Here is a 16509-nt window from a genome sequence, read left to right on the forward strand (position 1 = left end):
CCGTTTATTCCCGCGTGGGACCTCGCCTGAGGTATGCGAGCAACGGCGAGCGTCCTCGTCGCCCTGCTCGTGGTCCTCGCGGGCTGTAGCGCACTCACCGGTTCGAGTGCGCCCGACGCGGAGACCACGGCACCGACGGAGACGATGCAGACGACGGGAGAACCGACCACGACGACCAGCGACGGCGGCGACGGCTCCTCCGCCCCCGCGGACCCCGAGGAGGACGTCATCGGCTGGGAGGACGGCTACTGGTACAACGAGAGCATCTCCGTCGACCGGAGCGACGGTCTCAACGACTCCGAGCTCGACAGGGTCGTCTCCCGTTCGATGGCGCGTGTCGAGGAGGTCCGCGGCCTGGAGTTCGAGAGCCGCGTCCCCGTCGAGATAATCTCCCGCGAGGAGTACCGCGAGCAGGTCCAGTCGGGCAACACGACGCCCGAGAACCGCCTCCACCAGAACGTGAAGTGGGAGGCGATGCTGATGGTCGACGAGTCGACCGACGCCATCGCGGTGCAGAACCGGAACTTCGCGGGCGGGGTCGGCGGCTACTACTCGCCGAGCCAGGAGCAGATCGTCATCATCTCCGACTCCGAGACGCCGGAGATGAACGAGGTCACGCTCTCACAGGAGCTGTTCCACGGGCTGCAGGACCAGCGCTTCGACATCGGCTCGTTCAACCAGTCCACACAGGAGCTTCACAACGCCCGGGACGGCATCATCGAGGGTGACGGCAACCTCGTCGACCAGCTGTACCAGGAGCGCTGTGAGTCCGACTGGGACTGCCTGATGCCCCAGGGGCAGCAAGGTGGCGGCGGTTCCAGCGACATCCACATCGGGCTGTACCAGGTCTCCTTCCAGCCGTACAGCGACGGCGTGCTGTTCGTCCAGCAGCTCTACGAGCAGGGCGGCTGGGACGCCGTGAACGCCGTGTACGAGAACCCGCCGGCGAGCACGGAGCAGACCATCCACCCCGAGCGGTACCCGGACGAGGAACCGAACTATCCGACCATCGAGGACCGGAGCTCGGGCGAGTGGGAGGTGCTCGACCTCGAAGGGGGCATCGACTACGCATCCTTCGGCGAGGCCGGACTGTACGTGATGTTCTGGTACCCGTCCTACGAGACGACCCAGGCGACCGGCCAGCTGACCGACGTCGTCATCCCCTACCGGGACCATCTGAACTACGACGGCCAGCAGCTCAACCAGACGGACCCGTTCAACTACGACCACCCCATCACGGACGGGTGGGCCGGTGACCGGCTCCTGCCGTACGTCACCGACGACTCGATGAGCACGAACGAGACGGGCTACGTCTGGCAGACCGAGTGGGACAGCGAGAGCGACGCCAGCGAGTTCGCCGACGCCTACCGCGACCTGCTCGACCACCACGGCGCGCAGGCGGTGAGCGACCGGCCGAACACGTTCGCCATCGACGACAGCGCCGAGTACGGTGACGCCTACTACGTCGTTCAGCAGGGGACTACCGTCACCATCGTCAACGCGCCGACGGTCGACGACCTGAGCGGCGTCCGCAGCGGCGCGGGCACGACGAACGCCAGCGTCGTCGCGGCCTGAGGCAGGCCAAACTCCTTTGTCGCCCGGGCCGAACCCACCGCCATGAGACGCATCCTCCCGGTCGCCTGTCTCGTCGCCCTGATCCTGCTGTCGGGCTGTCTCGGGCTCGGGTTCGGCGAGACACGCCTCGCCGAACCCGAGTCGAACCGCCCCGACCCGGACACCGACGTGCGGGGCTGGGAGGACGGCTACTGGTGGAACGACTCGCTCCCGGTCGACGCGAGCGACGGGCTGAGCAAGCCCGAGATCGAGGCGGTGACCGCACGGGCGATGGCCCGCATCGAACGCATCCGCGGGCACGAGTTCGAGGAGTCGGTGTCCGTCGAGATAATCTCGCGGGAGACGTACCGCGAGCAGCGGTCGGGGGGCGGCTCCTCGCCGGCGTGGCGCGAGCAGTTCTGGGAGGCGCTGTTCGTCGTCGACGAGGACACGACAGTGGACGAGGCGTTCGGCGAGCTGTACGGGTCGTCCGTGCTCGGCTACTACTCGGCGGGCGACATCGTCATCGTGAGCGACGGCTCCGAGCAGCTCCGGCTCTCGCGCGGGACGCTCGTGCACGAACTCGAACACGCGCTGCAGGACCAGCAGTTCGGGCTCGGTTCGAGCGCGGAGACGCGCGACGCGCGGATGGCCGCCTCCGGCGTCGTCGAGGGCGACGCGAACTACGTCGAGGGACTGTACGAGCGTCGCTGCACCGAGGGGACGTGGGACTGCGTCGAGGTGCCACAGGCGGACGGCGCTGGAGGCGGCCGGAGCGACGTGAACGTCGGGCTCTCGGTGGCGACGTACACGCCGTACGCGGCCGGCGAGCGGTTCGTGGCGACGCTGCACGAGCGAGGCGGCTGGGACGCCGTCGACGCCGCCTTCGCTGACCGTCCGGTCAGCACCGAACAGCTCATCCACCCGGAGGCGTACCCGGACGAGCAGCCCGCCACGGTGACGGTCCCGGATCGGTCGGTCGACAGCTGGCGGCGCATCGCGGTCGGCGGCGAGTCGGTCCTCGAAACGGCGGGCGAGGCCCACATCTACTCGATGTTCTGGTACGGCGAGACGGTGCCCCGCGAGCACTACACCAGCGGCGAGGGTGTGAACCGCTACACGTACGACCACCCGTACTCGACCGGCTGGGCCGGCGACCGGCTGGTGTTCTACACCGACGGCGACGAGGGCGCGTACGTCTGGCGGTCGCAGTGGGAGTCGGCCGAGGACGCCCGTGAGTTCACCGACGCCTACCGCGAGCTGCTGACCGCAAACGGGGCCGAATCGCGCGGCGACGGCGTCTACGTCGTGCCCGACGGCGGCTTCGCCGACGCGTTCCGGCTGGTCCGCGTCGACGACACCGTCCTCGTCGTGAACGCGCCGACGGTCGGCGACCTCGACGCGGTGCACGAACCCGGGTCGCTCTCGGTCGAGGGCTCCGTGGCGGCGGCGTTGTCGCCACCGTCGCCGACTGGGTCGACGCCGACGGGTTCGACGGCGAACCGGACCGGAGCCGCCTAGGTTTTTGCTCGCGGGCGAGAAGCGCCCGGTATGGACGACTCGTTCGACGTGATTCCCGGCGAGGCGATACGCGACGGTACCGCGACGGACGCCTACTTCGAGCGCACGGAGGGGGCACTGGCGCACGCCGGGGTGAACCCCCGTGTCGTGGCGGAGGTGACCGCCGACCAGTTCCCCTCCGGCGAGTTCGAGCTGCTGGCCGGGGTCGAGAGCGTCGCACGGCTGCTGGAGGGTCGCCCGGTCGACGTCGATGCGATCCCGGAGGGGCGGCTGTTCGACGGTGGTCCGGTGATGCGTATCGAGGGGGAGTACCTCGACTTCGCCCGGCTTGAGACCTCGATTCTGGGATTCCTCTCGCAGGCGTCGGGGTTCGCGACGGCGGCGCTGGAGGCCAAGCTCGCCGCTCCCGACTCGCAGGTCCTCTCGTTCGGCGCGCGCCACGTCCACCCGGCCATCGCGGCCGTCGTCGAGCGGAGCGCGCTGGTCGGCGGACTGGACGGTTTCTCGCACGTCGCCGCGGGGGAACTGCTCGGTCGGGAGGCGGGCGGGACGATGCCCCACGCGCTCGTCATCTGCATGGGACGGGGGCAGCAGGAGGACGCGTGGCGAGCGTTCCACGAGGCCGCACCGCCCGAGGTGCCCCGCATCGCGCTCTGTGACACCTACACCGACGAGGTCGACGAGACGCTGCGCGCGGTCGAGGAGCTGGGCGACGAGTTAGACGGCGTGCGTCTCGACACGACGGGCTCGCGCCGGGGGGACTTCCCACACATCGTCCGCGAGGTGCGCTGGGAGCTCGACGTCCGGGGCCACGGCGACGTGGACATCTTCGTCAGCGGCGGGCTCACCCCCGAGCGCATCCGGGAGCTGGGCGACCTCGCCGACGGCTTCGGCGTCGGGAGCCACGTCACGAACGCGAACCCGGTCGACTTCGCGCTCGACATCGTGACCGTCGACGGCGAACCGGCGGCCAAGCGCGGGAAGCTGTCGGGGAGGAAGCAGGTGTACCGGACCGCGGACGGTGCGCACGCGGTCGGGCTGGCCGACCGCGAGGGGCCCGAAGATGCCGAACCGTTGCTGGAGCCGTTGCTCCGGGATGGCGAGATCGTCGGCGAGTTCGACATCGACGCGGCGGCAGAACGTGCGCTCCGCGACGCCGAGCTGGTCGGCTTCTAGTTCGTCAGCTCCTCGATGCTGCCCTCGGGCTCGCGCTCGCGGAAGATCTGGCCCTCGAACAGCGTCACCATCACGTCCTCCTGCTGCCATGCCATGGGCGGCAGGCCGGCCTTCCGGCAGACGCGACCGAGGTACTCGGCCTCCGACCAGCCGTGCTCGACCGGGACGGTCGGGTAGAGCCAGCCGCGTTCGCTGCCGGTGTCGACGGCGACACCGTGTGTACCGAGCTCCATGTCGGCGACCGGGTCGTCGGTGAGGACGAGGTTACAGACACAGCAGACGGAGACGGTGAGACTCGAGAGCTCCGTCGGCGTGACCTCGGAGCCACAGGAGTCCTCGCTGGCGGCTTCGATGGCGGCGTCGACGATGACGTGGCCGAGCTGGTCGTCGGACTCGTAGCCACCGGCACAGCCCCGGAGGCTCCCGCGGCCACGGGTCGATTCGAGCCGGACGAACGCTCCGGTTCGGTTGTAGAAGGCGTCGATCATGCTGCCTGGCTGCTCACGTCGACCGTTCACGACGAAGCCCTCGACCGCTTCTCGCGCAAGTTCGACGGCACGCGCCCCGTCATCGTACGTCAACTGGACGCCTTTTGCCTGCGACATAGAACGTATGTGGGGCGACACGCTCTTGAACGCTTTCGTTTCGTCTCGCCGGGAGTAGGCTCCTCCTACCGCCCCCTGTGACCGAGGGGTTTAAACGCGGAACGGGGCTACGTTCTGACGGTAGAGAGAGCCCGGCCGCCGCGACGTGGCACCGCCACGACGTGAGGAAAGTCCCCCCACCGTCCGGACAGGTGGCCGGACGCAAGTCCGGAGCGGGAGACCGCTGGCTCTGGAACAGAAACGAGACCCCTCGCCCCGAGCGATGAGGCGTGCGAACCGACCCGCAAGGGAAGGGAGCTGACCCGCCGAGCGTCGACGGGCGAGAACGGATGGAACGGCGAATCCCCACCGGTGCAAGTCCGCGCCGTCAGGTAGTCCGGACGAGGCGACGGACGCTCAGCCGAATGCCGGGACGAACAGAAGGGGGCTTACTCCTCTCAACCACCACCGCTTCTCCAGCGACGCGTAGCGACGGCTATCATTCGAACCCGTCCTCCCACCGGAAGACGCCGTTGCGCTGCACGACCTCGCCGTCGACCTCCATGCGCGAGTCCTCGCTCACGTCGGTTATCATGTCGACGTGGACCGCGGAGTCGTTCCCCGTCTCGCCCTCGGGCAGGTTCGCGTCGTAGGCGCGGCCGACGGCCATGTGGACGGTGTCGCCCATCTTCTCGTCGAACAGGATGCTGTCGGTGAAGCGGTCGATGCCGCGGTTCATGCCGATGCCGAGCTCGCCGAGGCGGCGCGCGCCCTTGTCGGTGTCGAGGATCTCACCGAGGACGTCCTCGCCCTGGTCGGCGCTGTAGTCGATGACTTCCCCGTCCTCGAACGTGAGGTGGACGTTCTGGACCCGCGTCCCGCGGAGCGTCATCGGCACGTCGAAGAACACCTCGCCCGCGACGTCGTAGGGTGCCGTGAACACCTCGCCGCTGGGGAGGTTGTGGCTGTCGTAGGCGACGCTCGCCGCGGAGTTGACCGCGGTGCGGCCCTCGATGGACATCGTGATGTCGGTGTTCTCCTTGACCAGCCGGACCTCACTGCCCTCGTCGAGGATGGTCTTCATCTTCGCCATCTCGTCGGCGAGCGCCTCCCAGTCGCGGAGCACGGCGTCGTAGACGAAGTCCTGGTACTCTTCGTAGGCCATGCCGGCCTGCTGGGCGAGCGAGCGCGTCGGGTGGACCGTCGACACCCAGTCGGTGGCCATCACGGCCTCGCGCACGCCCTGGGCCGCCTGCATGGACGCCTGTCGCGTCTCCGCGGGCACGTCGGCGTCCGCGCTGGTGTTGCGCCCGCCGCCGAGGCGGAGCACCACGTCGCTCTCCTCGTACAGCGCCAGCTCGTGTGTGCTCTCCTCGAACTCGCCGTCGTGGGCCTTCGTGTACGCGCGGCCGACCTCGCTGGAGCCGTACTGCATCGACATGTTCGCGCCGACGTCGCCGAGCTCCGCGGCGACCGCGACGGCGAGGTCGTGTGCGCCCTCGTCGACGCTGACGACGACGTTGTCTCCCTCGCTCACGCGGGCGCTCCAGTTCACGAGCACCGCGGCGTGCTCGTGGATGCGTTCGTCCATGTTCCAGCCGACGCCCCTCCGACACAAAACTGCCGCGGAGTCGGTTACCAGACCGCTACTTCGACGCGACGCGGTACCGCCCGCCGACCTCGTTCGTGTTCAGCTCGTCCGCGCGCTTCTTCGCCGACTTCCGGTTCTCGAACGGCCCCTCGAACTCGTGCCCATCGACCACGACGTAGTACTCTGCCATCGTCGCCGTCACTACTGGGTGGGGGGTGAAGTGTGTGACGGCTTCGCGTGACGATACCGGATCACCCGGGTGGCGCGGCTGGCGAGACTGTGCGAGTGAGACCAGATGGTCGGAGAGCGAGCAGGGGCTTTCGAGGTAGTTCACAGCCGAACGGGTGAGCCTCTCCAGACGAACTGTCGTAGACCCGTCCGAAAACGACCAGTGGGGTGGGCCAGGTTCGAACTGGCGACCTTCTCCTTGTAAGGGAGATGTCATAACCGGCTAGACCACCACCCCGCGTTCGGCGGTAACCGACCCGGCGGAATAACGCTTCCCTTTTTCTGATGCGGGCCCCATCGTCGGGTGTGAACCGAGAACGCCTCTTTCAGTTCGCCCTGTTGGGGTTCGCGGCGGTCCTCCTCGTCGCCATGTTCTGGTACCTGGGGGTGATCGAGCTGCCGGGCGAGAGCCAGTACGAGGGCGGGACCGTCGTGGTCTCCGACGGGAACGGCACGGAGAAGGCCGTCATCGAGGTCGAGGTCGCGGACACCCGCCAGGAGCGATTCACCGGGCTGAGCGACCACGATAACCTCGAGGACGGACACGGCATGTGGTTCGTCTACGACACCGAGAGCCAGCACACGTACGTGATGCGCCGGATGGACTTCCCGCTCGACATCATCTTCGTCGGTGCGGACGGCCGCATCAACAGCATCCACCACCGGCGCGCGCCCGATCCCAACGAAGACGGGAACGACATCACCGCGACCGGCACCGGCCAGTACGTGCTGGAGGTCCCGCGGGGCTACGCCAACGAGACCGGCATGGAGGTCGGGGACTACGTCGAACCGCACTACAACGGGTCGAACTGACCGGCGACGACTCCCGACCGGAACGACTACCCGCCCACCGGTCGCAGGTCGGCACATGACCGACGCCGTTGCCGCGCTGGCGGCCCGCGACGGCTGGCGCGCCGAGGGGTTCGCGGCCCGCGTCCACTACGAGGGTGCGGGCGACCGCTACAGCATCGAGTACTACGCGCCGAGCGACTGCGTCCTCTACTGGAAGGTGAAGGGCGACGGGGACGTCGCCGTGCCGGTCGGACGGAACACCGTCCCCGACCCGCTCCGGGCGCGGATTCGGGAGGACCTGAGCGAGGCGGGTATCGACCCCGAGGCCGAGCATCGCCAGCTCTGAGCTGGCTCGCCGGCGACGGTCCCCGGCAGACACCTGCTAGCACACACGGTGATCCGTCTACGGACGGCGTGCCAGGGAGGGGTCCAGGCAGCGCCATCGCCCCCACGGCCGGTGTCGATTCCGGCAACTGTTTCGAAACGTAACAAGCCTTTTCAGTTCGAGCCACCAGAAGATTCACAATGAGTTTCGAAGCTGAAGACGACGACCCGTTCGAGGAACAACGGGAGAACGCGGAGAACCCGATGAAGCGGCTGTTCCTCGAGTACGGGTCCGACAGCAAACTCGCCTTCGTGGTGGGATTGCTCTCCAGCATCGTCGCCCGCCTCCTCGACCTGCTCCCGCCGGTCCTCCTCGGCGTCGCGATCGACGCGACGTTCCGCGACTCGCGGCCGTTCGCGCTCGGGCCGATCCCGCTGTACAGGTACGCGCCCGACCCGGAGTCGCAGGTGATCCTCGCCTCCTCCATCATCGGGTTCGCGTTCTTCGGTGGGGCGGCGTTCCACTGGACACGCAACTGGGGCTGGAACTCCTTCGCCCAGCACATCCAGCACGAGGTCAGGACGGACACGTACGACAAGATGCAGCGGCTCAACATGGACTTCTTCGCCGACAAGCAGACCGGCGAGATGATGTCCATCCTGTCGAACGACGTGAACCGCCTGGAGCGGTTCCTGAACGACGGGATGAACTCGGCGTTCCGCCTGAGCGTGATGGTGCTCGGCATCGCCGGCATCCTCTTCTACTACAACTGGCAGCTCGCGTTCATCACGCTCGTCGTCGTCCCGCTCATCGGGCTGACGACGTACAAGTTCGTCAGCATCATCCAGCCGAAGTACGCCGACGTTCGCTCCTCGGTCGGGCAGATGAACTCCCGCCTGGAGAACAACCTCGGCGGCGTGCAGGTCATCAAGACGTACAACACCGAGGACTTCGAGTCCGACCGGGTCGAGGACGTCTCCCAGGACTACTACGACGCGAACTGGGACGCCATCAACACCCGTATCAAGTTCTTCCCGGCGCTGCGCGTGCTCGCTGGCGTCGGCTTCGTCATCACCTTCCTCATCGGGGGGCTCTGGGTGTACAGTGGCGAGGGGCCGGGCTTTCTCACCGGGACGCTCTCCGAGGGCGAGTTCGTCGTGTTCATCCTCCTCAGCCAGCGCTTCATCTGGCCGATGGCACAGTTCGGGCAGATCATCAACATGTACCAGCGGGCTCGCGCCTCCAGCGAGCGCATCTTCGGGCTGATGGACGAGCCCTCGCGTATCGCCGAGGACCCCGACGCCGAGGACCTCGTCGTCGAGGACGGGAACGTCACCTACGACGACGTGACGTTCGGCTACGACGAGGAGGAGACCATCGTCGAGGACATCAGCTTCGACGTGTCGGGCGGCGAGACGCTCGCGCTCGTCGGCCCGACCGGGGCCGGCAAGTCCACCGTCCTCAAGCTGCTGCTCCGGATGTACGACGTGAACGAGGGCGCAATCGAGATCGACGGGCAGGACCTCCGCGACGTGACCATCCCGAGCCTGCGCCGGCACATCGGCTACGTCAGTCAGGACACGTTCCTGTTCTACGGTACCGTCGAGGAGAACATCACCTACGGCAGCTTCGACGCCGACCGCGAGGACGTCGTCGAGGCCGCGAAGATGGCCGAGGCCCACGAGTTCATCCAGAACCTCCCCGAGGGCTACGACACCGAGGTCGGCGAACGCGGCGTGAAGCTCTCGGGCGGCCAGCGCCAGCGCATCTCCATCGCGCGGGCCATCCTGAAGGACCCCGCCATCCTCGTGCTCGACGAGGCGACCTCCGACGTGGACACGGAGACGGAGATGCTCATCCAGCGCTCCATCGACGAGCTGGCGGCCGACCGCACCACGTTCGCCATCGCCCACCGACTCTCGACCATCAAGGACGCCGACCAGATCCTCGTCCTCGAGGACGGCCAGGTCGCCGAGCGCGGCAGCCACGAGGAGCTGCTCGGCAACGACGACCTCTACGCCCACCTCTGGGGCGTGCAGGCCGGCGAGATCGACGAGCTCCCCGAGGAGTTCATCGAGCGCGCGAGGGAGCGCGAGAACCGGGTCGAGGCGAGCGACGACGACTGACCAGCCCGTAGGCTAAAGGACCTGTCGTCCTATCGTTGGGACGACTCTCGTCGGAGGTCGCCCATGCCATACGAACTGACGCCCCTCGCTATCCCGTACGTCGTCGCCTTTCTCCTGACCGCAGGGCTCTGGATGCTCCTGTGGCGACACCGTGACCGACGGGCCGCGAAGGGCTTCCTGCTCGACGTGACCGGCGTCGTCCTCCTGTCGGCGGTCGTCGCGCTGAAGGTGAGCGCGACGGACCCCGCGACGAAGCTGTTCTGGTGGAACTGGCGGTTCCTCGCGGTGTCGTTCATGTCGATCGGCTACATGCTGATGGCGGTCCAGTACACCGACAACGAGCACCTGCTGACCCGCCGGGTCGTGGCCGCGCTCGTCGCCCTCGTCGCCCTCGTCCAGGTCGCGACGTGGACGAACGGGACCGACGGGCTGTTCTACACTGCGGGCGAACTCCAGGACGGCCTGCTCGTCCCCTCGTTCGGCCCGTTGTACTGGGTCTACGCCACCGTCATGGTCGGCCTCCTCGTCGTCGGTGTCGGGTTGCTTCTCGGCCTGTTCCGGTCCCGGAGCGGCTTCGCGGTCCAGACCGGCGTCCTCGTCGGTACCATCACGCTCGTGATGGTCGGGGTGACCGTCTGGTGGCTCCGCATCGTCCCACTCGATACGCTCGCACTCACGAGCACCGTCAAGGTGCTCGCGTTCTACGTCGCCATCGAGCGTCTCCAGCTGCTCGACACCCTGCCGGTGGCGCGAACGACCGTCCTCCGGAACATGGAGGAGGCCGTGTTCGTACTCACCGACACGGGCCACATCGTCGACGTGAACCCTGCCGCGGAGGAGCTCGTCGGCGACCGGAGCGTCGTCCACGAGGTCATCGACGACGTGCTCGACGTGGAGCTCGCGGACGTCGTGGCAGCTGGCGACGCCGGGGCTGGAGAGCAACTCGCCAGCCGGGAGCTCACCCTGGACCGCGACGGTGAGACGCGGTTCTACGACCTGAAGCTCTCGCGGTTCCCCGACGGGACGGGTGCGGTCGCGGTCTTCCACGACATCACCGAGCGACGGAACCGCGAGCAGGAGATAACCATCCTGAACCGCATCGTCCGCCACGACATCCGCAACGAGATGAACGTGCTCCACGGGCGTGGGCAGCTCCTCGAACCGCACGTCGACCCGGCGGGAGAGGACGACTACCGCCTCGTCATGGAGAGCGCGGAGCACGTCATCGAGATCACCGAGACGGTGCGCGAGCTGATGGAGACCATCACCAGCGACGGCTCGCTCACGCTCAAGCCGGTCGTGCTCGACCAGGTCCTCGGGACGGAGGTCGAGAAAGCGCGCGCGAACTTCCCGCATGCGAGCTTCCACCTCGGCGACGTACCGTCGACCCGTGTCGCCGGCAACGAGATGCTCACGTCGGTGTTCACGAACCTGCTGAACAACGCGGTTGTCCACAACGGCGGCGACGAGCCAGGCGTCTGGGTGGACTGCACCGTCGACGACGGGGTTGCACGGGTCCGCATCGCCGACGACGGACCCGGCGTCCCCGAGAACCAGCGCGAGGAGATCTTCGGCCGCGGCGCGAAGGGTCTGGAGAGCGAGGGGACGGGCGTCGGGCTCTACCTCGTCGACACGCTCACGGACGCCTTCGGGGGCGACGTCTGGATCGAGGACAGCGAGCGGGGCGGTGCCGCGTTCGTCGTCGAGCTACAGGTCGTCGACGCGGCGACGGACGATGCGGCACGCCGCGCGGTCGAGTCCGTGACGGCCGACCAGACTTAAAGGGTGTTTAATCACCACTAATGTCTCCTATTACTTTGTAGGCGGGATTGATACGTGATGCACGCGAACCCGTATGTATGTCAGTCGGCACGCCCACCGCAAACTGGACCGACGAGAACACCTGTCCGTTCTGTGACGCCACGCTCCCGAACCCCGGCGCGGGCTTCATGGACCACCTGAAGACCAGCCCCGAGTGCAGTTCGGGCTTCGACGCCTGGCGGTTCCACCTCACCGACGACTTCGGCGGCGCATAGAGCGCGACGAGCCGGGGTCGAGGCAGCGGATACAAGACCCGACCGTCCGTCGGTTCCGGTATGCAGCTCACCGACGCCACGTGGACGGACGTGCGTGACGCCGACGCCGATGTCGCTTTCCTCCCGGTCGGCAGCACCGAACAGCACGGGCCACACGCACCGCTGGGCACCGACGCGATGAGCGCCGCCGAGATCGCCGCGCGGGCGGCCGACGCCGCCGACTTCGACCCGCTCGTCGCGCCCGTCGTCCCCGTGGGAATCGCCGAGGAGCACCGGCAGTTCGACGGCACGCTCTGGGTGAGCGAGGACACGTTCCGGGCGTACGTCCGCGAGACGGCCGAGAGCCTCGCCCACCACGGCGTCGACTACGTCGTCGTCGTGAACGGTCACGGCGGCAACACCGCCGCCGTACAGGAGATCTGTGCCCGAGTAACGCGTGACGAGACGGCCTACGCGGTGCCGTTCACGTGGTTCGACACCGTCGACAGCGACCTGCTCGACGGGCTCGGCCACGGCGGCCCCGTCGAGACGAGCGTCGTCGCGGCCATCGACAGCGACCTCGTCCACCCGGACCGGTACGACGAGGCCGCAGCCGGCGCTGGCGACGGCTTCGGCGACTGGGTCGCGGGCGTCAACGTCGCCTACGACTTCAGCGAGTTCGCCGAAAGCGGCAACGTCGGCGACCCGAGCACGGCGAGCGCCGAACGGGGCGCTGCCGTGCTCGAGGACGCGGCCGCAAAACTGCTGGCGCTGGTCGACGGGCTCAGGGAGCGGTCGGCGTAGGACTACTCCTCGTCTTCGTCGTCGTCGCCGGCGGCCTCCTCCAGCGTGCTCCGGAGCCCCGGGATGGTGGAGGTGAGCTCGCCGACCTGCTCGCCGGCGGACGAGATGTCCTCGATGACCTCCTCCAGGTCCTCGAGCTCCGCCTCGAGGTCGTCGGCGTCGTCGAACGCGTCGGCGCGCTGGCCCATCGTGAACCACTTCTTCGCGTCGCGCAGGTGGTCCTCGGCGTCGCCGACGTCCAGCGCCGAGCGCAGGCCGTTGAGCACGCCCAGCACGTTGTCGGCGTCGGTCTCCCAGACGTCGTCGGGGTCGGGGAGCTCGTCCCACGCCTCCGCGAGCGACTCCTCGACGTCCTCGCGCATCTCGCTGGCCGCCTCGCCGAACAGTTCGTCGTCGTTCAGGGTGGACTGGCTCATGGCTCACGGTTCGAGCGGGAGGTGGTTAAGTACCTGCCTGAAAGTGAAAGTGAAACCGGCGGTCTCGGGCTCCCTCGCGGCCGGATAGCTCAGCGGAACCGGAACTCCGCCGTCGAACGTGTCGCCCCGGCGTCAGTCCTCGCGCCGGCGCACCAGCCCGACGCTCTCGTAGGTCAGCACGGGGTCACGGCCGTCCGCGCCCTCGCGGGTGACCCGGACGCGCTCGCGGATGACCCCCGTCCCCGGTCGCCCCGCCGACGGTCGTTTCTCCGCGAGTTCGAGCGCGACCGCCAGCTCCTCGTCGGGGAAGACGGGGGCGTGCCACCGGTGGTTCTCTATGCTCATGCCCGCGATGCCCGCCACGTCTGCCCGGAACTCGTCGACGACGAGCCGGTTCGCCGCCGCCAGCGTGTGGTACCCGCTGGCCACCAGCCCGCCGAACGGCTCCGCCACGTCGGGGTCGACGTGCATCGGCATCGGGTCGAACTGCTCGGCGAACGCGCGTATCTCGTCGGCCGAGAGCGAGAACGTCCCCAGGTCGTGGGACTCGCCGGCTTCGAGGTCCTCGAGGTACCTCATTCGACGTCGTCCACCCGCATCATCGGGTAGTCGCCCTCCATCGACATGCTCGTCTCCACCCGGGTGCCCTCGTACTCGACGACCAGCTCGACCTCCATGAACCGGCCCGTCAGCTCGAGGTAGTCCGCCGACTGCTCCGCGAGCGCCGCGGCGATCTCCGCTTCGAGCACGTCCACCGTCACGTCGACGCAGTGCGGCTGGTTCTCGATGGCTTCGGCCATCGCGGTCTCCAGACTGGCTGCCGAGTCCGGGGACACCGGCGTCCCCGCGAACTGATGGTACAGCGTCCCGAACTTGATGCCCGCCTCGAAACAGGCCGTCTCCGCTTCCGTCGCGTCCATGTGCGCTGGTGGGGTGGGCGGGCGAAGTTCGTTGTGGTCTCGGACTCCGGGTGGTGTGTCGCGACCGCAGCAAGTTCGGGAGGGATGTGACCGCCTCGAACGCGCACTGACCGTTCTCCAGCGCTTGATTCTCCCGTCCCGTACGGCCAGAAGGTCCCCTCGACTCGGGAGACGCGCTGCGCTCCCCCGTTCGCAGTCGCGGTTCGTACTCGCTGCGCGCTTCGAACCGCGCACCGCGCGCCGTGCTGGTTGCCGCGGCGAAGCGGCACGCCGCCGGAAGTTTACAATATTCGTAAACTTCCAGCGGACGATACGGCCGCCAACGGCCGTCCGACCCGAAACGTCGGTGCCGACAAGTCCCTCCACGCCCAACCCCGAGCCATGAGCCTGACACTCTACCAGCTGGAGGGCTGCCCGTGGTGCGAGACGGTCGCGGACGAGCTCGACGAGATGGGCCTCGACTACGAGACGATCTGGGTGGAGGCGCTGCACTCGAAGCGGAACGAGGTCAAGCGCGTCTCCGGACAGCGGGCGGTGCCGGTGCTGGTCGACGACGAGCACGGCGTGACGATGAACGAGTCGGCGAACATCGTCGAGTACCTGGAGACGACGTACGGGAGCTGACTACTCGGCCCACTCGGCGTCGGCGAGCGTCTTCTGCACCGTCTCCTCGCCGACAGCCGCGGCGAGGGTCTCGAAGCCGGCGCGCTCGACGCGGTCGTCGGCGTCGGCGACGAGCCGGGAGACGATGAACTCCGGCGTGGAGCGCCCGAGCTGGTCGAACCGGGGCTGGTAGTCGACCCGGAGTTCGAGGTCGCGGGTGAGCCCCTCGGCGAAGATGCCGTCGACGCGGGCCTCCTCGGGGAGCGGTTCGAGGTCGTCGGCGAGGTGGGTGACGAACGCGCCGACGGCGTCGCGGTCGACGGTCAGGGTGACGAGCCCGTGGAGCAGGTCGGCGGCGCTGCCGGGCTCGGTGATGGCCTCGAACTCGTCGACGAGCATGAGCGTCCGGCCCTCGCCGGTGAGCGGCGGGACGACGGATTTGAGGGTGGATTCGAGCACGCCGGCGTTGAACGAGGCGTGCCGACGGTGGAACACCACGTCGTCGAAGGTGGTGAGCTCGGCCGACTCGGCGGGGACGGGCAGGCCCATGTGCGCGAGGACGACGACCTGACACACCGTCTCCAGCAGCGTCGTCTTCCCGCCGGAGTTCGCCCCGGTGAGGACGGCGACGCGCTCGTCGCCCGGCGGCGGGGCCAGCGTGTGCTCGCCCAGCGCGTAGCGCACCGGCTGGACGTCGGCGTCGCCCGCGAGCAGGTCCAGGTTGCGGGCCCCCTCGACGGCGACGGTGGCCTCGCCCTCGACGAAGGTCGGCCGGGTGAGGTCGTAGGCGGCGGCGAACCGCGCCAGCGAGAGGTCGAGCGCGATGTCGTCGACGGCCGAGACGGCGCGGTCGATGTCCGCGCGGGCGTCGCTGATGGCGTGCTGGAGGTCGACCCGGACCTCGCGCTCGCGCTCGTCGACGGCCGTGGCGAGCTCCTGGGTCAGCGAACGGAGCGCCGAGCCCACGAAGTCGGTGGCGTCCCGTGCGTCCGAGGGAACCGCGTCGCGGATGCGCTCGGCGTCGACCTCGGCCTCGCCGCGGACGTGGTCGACGAACGCGCTGCGGAACTCGTCGGGCGAGCGCGCGCCGGCGTCCCGCACCGCCTCGATGACGTCCACGGCGTTGGCGTCCATCGTCTCCACGGCGGCACGGGCGTCGCGGAGCCGGTCGAGCCGGTCGTCCGCGCCGGGGGCGACACGGCCATCCTCGAGCGCGCCGAGTGCGTCCGCAGCGTCGGCCAACCCCTCGCGGTCGAGGTCCGCGAGCGGTTCGAAGGTTCCCTCGGTCAGGTCCAGTTCGAGCAGGGCGAGTGCGGTCTCGACGGCCGCGAGCTCGCCCCCACCGGCCTCGTCGTACTGCGCGAAGGCGTCGATGATGGCCTCGCGGTCGTCTTCGACGAGGGACTCCCAGGACTCCCGCGCCGTGGTCACGTCGTCGAGTCGGTCCACCATCGCCTCGCGGTGTGCCAGCGGCGTCAGCACGCGGATGCTGTCGGCGGCGTCCTGCGTGACGGCGTGGCGGCGCGCGAGCTCGATGCACTGCTTGTACACCGAGCGCGTGTCGCCGGTCGCGAGGATGCCCATGCCCTCGCCGCCGCCGGCCCGCCGGAGGATACGTGTCGCCCGGCCGCGCGAGAGCCCCGCCTCGGCCAGCGTCCGCACGTCCGCCGACTCGATGGCGTCGACCGCGCGCTCGACACCGAGTTCCGCGACGAGCAGCTCCCGGGTCTTCGGCCCGACGCCCCAGTAGTCTTCGAGTCGCATACTCGCCGGCAGGGCCCCCGCCCCCAAGAGCCTATCCGAAGCGGCCGGACCGAGCACCGTCGTCTGGCCCCACGAGGGGCGCACCGTCCG

17 protein-coding genes, 1 tRNA gene and 1 other RNA gene are annotated in these 16509 nt (G+C 68.7%); 11 read left to right on the forward strand and 8 right to left on the reverse strand.

Features of this window, described 5'->3' with window-relative positions; translation table 11 throughout:
* The first annotated feature begins 33 nt into the window (after positions 1-33).
* Genes NOW55_RS08075 through NOW55_RS08085 form a run of 3 tightly spaced genes read left to right on the forward strand, consistent with a single transcriptional unit; the run spans position 34 to position 4251 of the window.
* Positions 34-1575, forward strand: coding sequence for an Hvo_1808 family surface protein (locus NOW55_RS08075; protein ID WP_256399592.1), 1542 nt, complete (start codon positions 34-36; stop codon positions 1573-1575).
* Positions 1576-1617: 42 nt separating this feature from the next.
* On the forward strand, positions 1618-3075 hold the full coding sequence (locus NOW55_RS08080; RefSeq protein WP_256399593.1) for an Hvo_1808 family surface protein: 1458 nt from the start codon (positions 1618-1620) through the stop codon (positions 3073-3075).
* A 30-nt stretch (positions 3076-3105) separates the two neighbouring features.
* Positions 3106-4251, forward strand: coding sequence for a nicotinate phosphoribosyltransferase (locus tag NOW55_RS08085; protein ID WP_256399594.1), 1146 nt, complete (start codon positions 3106-3108; stop codon positions 4249-4251).
* On the opposite strand, the gene NOW55_RS08090 is transcribed toward NOW55_RS08085, so the two are convergent.
* Complete coding sequence (locus NOW55_RS08090; protein WP_256399595.1) at positions 4248-4856, reverse strand: TIGR00296 family protein; 609 nt, start codon at positions 4854-4856, stop codon at positions 4248-4250. The genes NOW55_RS08085 and NOW55_RS08090 overlap by 4 nt on opposite strands.
* A 119-nt stretch (positions 4857-4975) precedes the next feature.
* Here NOW55_RS08090 and rnpB point away from each other — a divergent pair.
* Positions 4976-5299, forward strand: an RNA gene (gene rnpB, locus NOW55_RS08095) — RNase P RNA component.
* 35 nt (positions 5300-5334) lie between these two features.
* Here rnpB and NOW55_RS08100 read toward each other — a convergent pair.
* The 3 genes from NOW55_RS08100 to NOW55_RS08110 form a co-directional block, all read right to left on the reverse strand.
* Positions 5335-6426, reverse strand: a complete 1092-nt coding sequence (locus NOW55_RS08100) for an aminopeptidase (protein WP_256399596.1) — start codon at positions 6424-6426, stop codon at positions 5335-5337.
* 55 nt (positions 6427-6481) lie between these two features.
* Positions 6482-6616: a hypothetical protein gene (locus NOW55_RS08105; RefSeq protein ID WP_256298024.1), complete on the reverse strand. Its 135-nt coding sequence runs from the start codon at positions 6614-6616 to the stop codon at positions 6482-6484.
* A gap of 202 nt (positions 6617-6818) precedes the next feature.
* Positions 6819-6892, reverse strand: a tRNA-Val gene (locus NOW55_RS08110).
* 68 nt (positions 6893-6960) lie between these two features.
* Here NOW55_RS08110 and NOW55_RS08115 point away from each other — a divergent pair.
* The 6 genes from NOW55_RS08115 to NOW55_RS08140 all read left to right on the forward strand — a co-directional run bounded on the left by NOW55_RS08115 (position 6961) and on the right by NOW55_RS08140 (position 12716).
* Positions 6961-7467: a DUF192 domain-containing protein gene (locus NOW55_RS08115; protein WP_256399597.1), complete on the forward strand. Its 507-nt coding sequence runs from the start codon at positions 6961-6963 to the stop codon at positions 7465-7467.
* Positions 7468-7522: 55 nt separating this feature from the next.
* Positions 7523-7792, forward strand: a complete 270-nt coding sequence (locus tag NOW55_RS08120; protein WP_256399598.1) for a DUF7538 family protein — start codon at positions 7523-7525, stop codon at positions 7790-7792.
* Between the two features lie 179 nt (positions 7793-7971).
* Complete coding sequence (locus NOW55_RS08125; protein ID WP_256399599.1) at positions 7972-9897, forward strand: ABC transporter ATP-binding protein; 1926 nt, start codon at positions 7972-7974, stop codon at positions 9895-9897.
* 63 nt (positions 9898-9960) lie between these two features.
* A complete protein-coding gene (locus NOW55_RS08130) occupies positions 9961-11679 on the forward strand; it encodes a sensor histidine kinase (RefSeq protein ID WP_256399600.1) in 1719 nt (572 codons plus the stop codon).
* A 77-nt stretch (positions 11680-11756) separates the two neighbouring features.
* The gene (locus NOW55_RS08135) at positions 11757-11933 is read left to right on the forward strand and encodes a DUF7501 family protein (RefSeq protein WP_175526433.1); all 177 of its coding nucleotides are present in this window, start codon (positions 11757-11759) and stop codon (positions 11931-11933) included.
* A 60-nt stretch (positions 11934-11993) separates the two neighbouring features.
* Positions 11994-12716 (forward strand): creatininase family protein, encoded by a 723-nt coding sequence (locus NOW55_RS08140; protein WP_256399601.1) that lies wholly within the window; start codon positions 11994-11996, stop codon positions 12714-12716.
* Positions 12717-12718: 2 nt separating this feature from the next.
* Here the strand turns inward: NOW55_RS08140 and NOW55_RS08145 are convergent, their stop codons facing one another.
* The 3 genes from NOW55_RS08145 to NOW55_RS08155 all read right to left on the reverse strand — a co-directional run bounded on the left by NOW55_RS08145 (position 12719) and on the right by NOW55_RS08155 (position 14052).
* Positions 12719-13132, reverse strand: coding sequence for a DUF5790 family protein (locus tag NOW55_RS08145; protein WP_256399602.1), 414 nt, complete (start codon positions 13130-13132; stop codon positions 12719-12721).
* A 132-nt stretch (positions 13133-13264) separates the two neighbouring features.
* Positions 13265-13711 (reverse strand): MaoC/PaaZ C-terminal domain-containing protein, encoded by a 447-nt coding sequence (locus NOW55_RS08150; protein ID WP_256399603.1) that lies wholly within the window; start codon positions 13709-13711, stop codon positions 13265-13267.
* On the reverse strand, positions 13708-14052 hold the full coding sequence (locus NOW55_RS08155) for a dihydroneopterin aldolase family protein (protein ID WP_256399604.1): 345 nt from the start codon (positions 14050-14052) through the stop codon (positions 13708-13710). Before NOW55_RS08155 ends, NOW55_RS08150 begins: the two co-directional genes overlap by 4 nt.
* 381 nt (positions 14053-14433) lie before the next feature.
* On the opposite strand from NOW55_RS08155, the gene NOW55_RS08160 reads away from it, so the two are divergent.
* Positions 14434-14676, forward strand: a complete 243-nt coding sequence (locus NOW55_RS08160) for a glutaredoxin family protein (protein WP_256399605.1) — start codon at positions 14434-14436, stop codon at positions 14674-14676.
* Here the strand turns inward: NOW55_RS08160 and NOW55_RS08165 are convergent, their stop codons facing one another.
* Positions 14677-16419: a MutS-related protein gene (locus NOW55_RS08165; protein WP_256399606.1), complete on the reverse strand. Its 1743-nt coding sequence runs from the start codon at positions 16417-16419 to the stop codon at positions 14677-14679. It abuts the gene before it with no gap.
* Between the last annotated feature and the right edge of the window lie 90 nt (positions 16420-16509).

Origin of the sequence: Haloarchaeobius litoreus, from assembly GCF_024495425.1 — an archaeon.
Lineage (GTDB): Archaea > Halobacteriota > Halobacteria > Halobacteriales > Natrialbaceae > Haloarchaeobius > Haloarchaeobius litoreus.

Bases quoted from the DNA above. Each gene is read 5' to 3' on its own strand.
- NOW55_RS08075 (WP_256399592.1), top strand. From the start codon at position 34: ATGCGAGCAACGGCGAGCGTCCTCGTCGCCCTGCTCGTGGTCCTCGCG.
- NOW55_RS08080 (WP_256399593.1), top strand. From the start codon at position 1,618: ATGAGACGCATCCTCCCGGTCGCCTGTCTCGTCGCCCTGATCCTGCTG.
- NOW55_RS08085 (WP_256399594.1), top strand. From the start codon at position 3,106: ATGGACGACTCGTTCGACGTGATTCCCGGCGAGGCGATACGCGACGGT.
- NOW55_RS08090 (WP_256399595.1), bottom strand. From the start codon at position 4,856: ATGTCGCAGGCAAAAGGCGTCCAGTTGACGTACGATGACGGGGCGCGT.
- NOW55_RS08100 (WP_256399596.1), bottom strand. From the start codon at position 6,426: ATGGACGAACGCATCCACGAGCACGCCGCGGTGCTCGTGAACTGGAGC.
- NOW55_RS08105 (WP_256298024.1), bottom strand. From the start codon at position 6,616: ATGGCAGAGTACTACGTCGTGGTCGATGGGCACGAGTTCGAGGGGCCG.
- NOW55_RS08120 (WP_256399598.1), top strand. From the start codon at position 7,523: ATGACCGACGCCGTTGCCGCGCTGGCGGCCCGCGACGGCTGGCGCGCC.
- NOW55_RS08125 (WP_256399599.1), top strand. From the start codon at position 7,972: ATGAGTTTCGAAGCTGAAGACGACGACCCGTTCGAGGAACAACGGGAG.
- NOW55_RS08130 (WP_256399600.1), top strand. From the start codon at position 9,961: ATGCCATACGAACTGACGCCCCTCGCTATCCCGTACGTCGTCGCCTTT.
- NOW55_RS08135 (WP_175526433.1), top strand. From the start codon at position 11,757: ATGTCAGTCGGCACGCCCACCGCAAACTGGACCGACGAGAACACCTGT.
- NOW55_RS08140 (WP_256399601.1), top strand. From the start codon at position 11,994: ATGCAGCTCACCGACGCCACGTGGACGGACGTGCGTGACGCCGACGCC.
- NOW55_RS08145 (WP_256399602.1), bottom strand. From the start codon at position 13,132: ATGAGCCAGTCCACCCTGAACGACGACGAACTGTTCGGCGAGGCGGCC.
- NOW55_RS08150 (WP_256399603.1), bottom strand. From the start codon at position 13,711: ATGAGGTACCTCGAGGACCTCGAAGCCGGCGAGTCCCACGACCTGGGG.
- NOW55_RS08155 (WP_256399604.1), bottom strand. From the start codon at position 14,052: ATGGACGCGACGGAAGCGGAGACGGCCTGTTTCGAGGCGGGCATCAAG.
- NOW55_RS08160 (WP_256399605.1), top strand. From the start codon at position 14,434: ATGAGCCTGACACTCTACCAGCTGGAGGGCTGCCCGTGGTGCGAGACG.
- NOW55_RS08165 (WP_256399606.1), bottom strand. From the start codon at position 16,419: ATGCGACTCGAAGACTACTGGGGCGTCGGGCCGAAGACCCGGGAGCTG.